The organism is Streptomyces sp. NPDC037288 (assembly GCF_055603265.1).
This window is the reverse complement of sequence record NZ_JBVJVY010000185.1, coordinates 1-2,271: the sequence shown is the minus strand read 5'-3', so window position 1 is coordinate 2,271 and position 2,271 is coordinate 1. Positions and strand designations below refer to the sequence as shown.

General features: G+C 66.9%; 3 protein-coding genes and 1 pseudogene. All 4 read right to left on the bottom strand.

Annotated elements, in window-relative coordinates:
• The coding region (locus ACZ7GZ_RS43050) for a hypothetical protein (RefSeq protein WP_471033289.1) at positions 1-220 on the bottom strand (220 nt) is incomplete at its 3' end.
• A gap of 29 nt (positions 221-249) precedes the next feature.
• Positions 250-1,116, bottom strand: coding sequence for an IS3 family transposase (locus ACZ7GZ_RS43045; RefSeq protein WP_471033286.1), 867 nt, complete (start codon positions 1,114-1,116; stop codon positions 250-252).
• A pseudogene (locus ACZ7GZ_RS43040) lies at positions 1,107-1,245 on the bottom strand (IS4 family transposase); the annotation flags it as partial. The gene ACZ7GZ_RS43045 and the pseudogene ACZ7GZ_RS43040, both read right to left, overlap by 10 nt.
• Before the next feature lie 131 nt (positions 1,246-1,376).
• Complete coding sequence (locus ACZ7GZ_RS43035; protein ID WP_471033291.1) at positions 1,377-2,111, bottom strand: transposase domain-containing protein; 735 nt, start codon at positions 2,109-2,111, stop codon at positions 1,377-1,379.
• Positions 2,112-2,271: the final 160 nt, after the last annotated feature.

Genomic DNA, 2,271 nt, shown 5'->3' with positions numbered 1-2,271 from the left:
TTGAGACTTCAGACATCTCGCTCAACAGTCCGAGGGCCTCGCCCGTTACTCGACCGGCCTCGTCACCCGATCGGTGGCCAAATTGAAAAGCCTCCAGGAACCCTCGGATCTTTTTCGGGGTCTCGGCGTGCTGGCGGATCACACTGCGGCGGGTGTGCTTGAGGACCTTGACGAACGAGATGCGGTCCGGGTCGATGCCGTGGCCGTCGGCGAGCCGCATGATGTACTGTTCCGGGTTCGCTAGAGATCTCAGATGTTGGGTGTGACCTGGGGCTTCGTGGTTGCGAGGTAGTGGTTGTTCTCGTATTCGACCGGCGTGACGTGGCCTATCTCACCGTGGAGTCGCCGGTGGTTGTACCAGTCGATGTACTCGGCGGTGGCGAGCTCAACGTCGGACAGCGTCTTCCATGGCCGCCGGGGCTTGATCAGTTCGGTCTTGAACAGGCCGATCGTGCTCTCCATCAGGGCGTTGTCGTAGGCGTCGCCCACCGATCCGATGGAGGTGGCGATGCCGGCGGCCTCCAGGTGGTCGGCGAGCCGGAAACTCGTGTACTGCGACTCGGCGTCCGAGTGATGTATCAACTCGCCGGGCTGAACGGGGTGTTGGTCGCGGTCGCGTTGCCACAGCGCCATCTCCAGGGCGTCCAGCACGAAGACCGTTTCCTTCACGGTGGCCGCGGACCAGCCGACGATCCGACGGGAAAAGGCGTCCACGACGAAGACGACGTAGACGACACCTGCCCAGGTCTTGACGTGGGTGAAGTCCGCGACCCAGCACCGGTTCGGGGCGCCGGCGACGAAGTCGCGGTCGACGAGGTCCGGGGCCCGGTCGGTCTGACCGCCGGACAGCGTGTTGATCACGCGCCGGCCGCGGACGGCGCCGGTGATGCCAAGCTCGCGCATCAGCCGTTCGACGGTGCAACGGGCCACTGCGGGGCCCTGCCGGTTCAGCTCCCGCCAGATTTTCCTCGCGCCGTAAACACGGTAGGTGGCCTCGAAGACCTCGCTGATGTGCTGTTTCAGCTCGGCGTCCCGCACGGTCCTGGCGGACGGCGTGACCTGTCGTTTGTGGTGGGCGTAGTAGGTGGCAGGGGCGATCTTGCAGCCAGCGCCCACACTTCCTGGCGCACGAGTTGAGGGACGGCCGACCGCAGCACTTCCTGCCGGCCGCGCTGGAAGGTCTTGATCTGCCGGTAGGAGGACTCCGCCTCCCACCTTTTGGTAGAGGGCCGCCAACTCCTGTGCCGGGTAAGTGTCCGTGTCGAAGAGATCGGTCAGGAGCCGGATCACCTCGCCCCCGTCGATGCGGTACTCGATCACGCGGACCAGCACACCGCCCGGGCGGGTCCCCTTCTGCCCGCCGAGGTTCATCCGGGCTAGGTAGGTGCCGTCGGGCAGGTGCCGGACCGGGCGGCGGGCGAGCACGAGCGGGCCCGCAGCAAGAGGTGGGCGCCGGCGCCGGTGTATGCCTTCCACAGCTCCACGCCGGGAAATCCGCGGTCCATGATGACGAGCATCCCGGCGGCCGAGGTGGCCGTCACCATGGCCGGATCGCGTTCGCCGCTGTTGTAGCCGCCCACCCACGCGTCGATGCAGGCATGCGTGCCAGTCTCGGTCGACGTCACCACCCGCGCCTGCGGAAAACCGCCCGGCCTACCGCTGGAGTCCTTCGGCCCGCCGAAGGCGCGCCGGTTGGCGTCGTTGTCCGGCACGTCCAGCAGGAACCCGTCGACCGCCGCCAGGCGCATGCCCCGCCAGAAGGACCCGCCCAGCCCCGCCGGGGCCAGGGGGCCGGCCAGGCGGTGGAAGAGCCGTTCCAAAACTTCCGGGCCCAGCCGCTCCCGGGCCCGCGTGAACGAAGCCTTGTGCGGGATGCACCCGCTCAACTCCCGTATTCCGCCCACCACATGCTCGGCCACATCGTCATAAGAGTCCTGGTGGAAGAGCGCGAGCGCCAGCGTGAAGTAGACCATGAACCCGGCAGGCAACGCGCCCGGTCGACGATCCCGCCTGCGACACTCCGACAGAACCTCGTCAACCAGCTCCGGCGTCACCCACTGCGTGACCGCCCCCGGCCGTACTCGCTCAGATATCCCAGCCCATGGATGCACGCCTGGCACAACGGCCAAGCAGCCGACCCGTCACCCCAAACTGCATAAAGCCTCAAACAACGGCCGTGAAGTTTCCCCGTGAACTTGGACACTCGATCTCTATGCCGCGAGGGTGTGCTGGTGGCGCCGCCTGGTCTCGGCCGGGGTGAGGTAGCCGAAG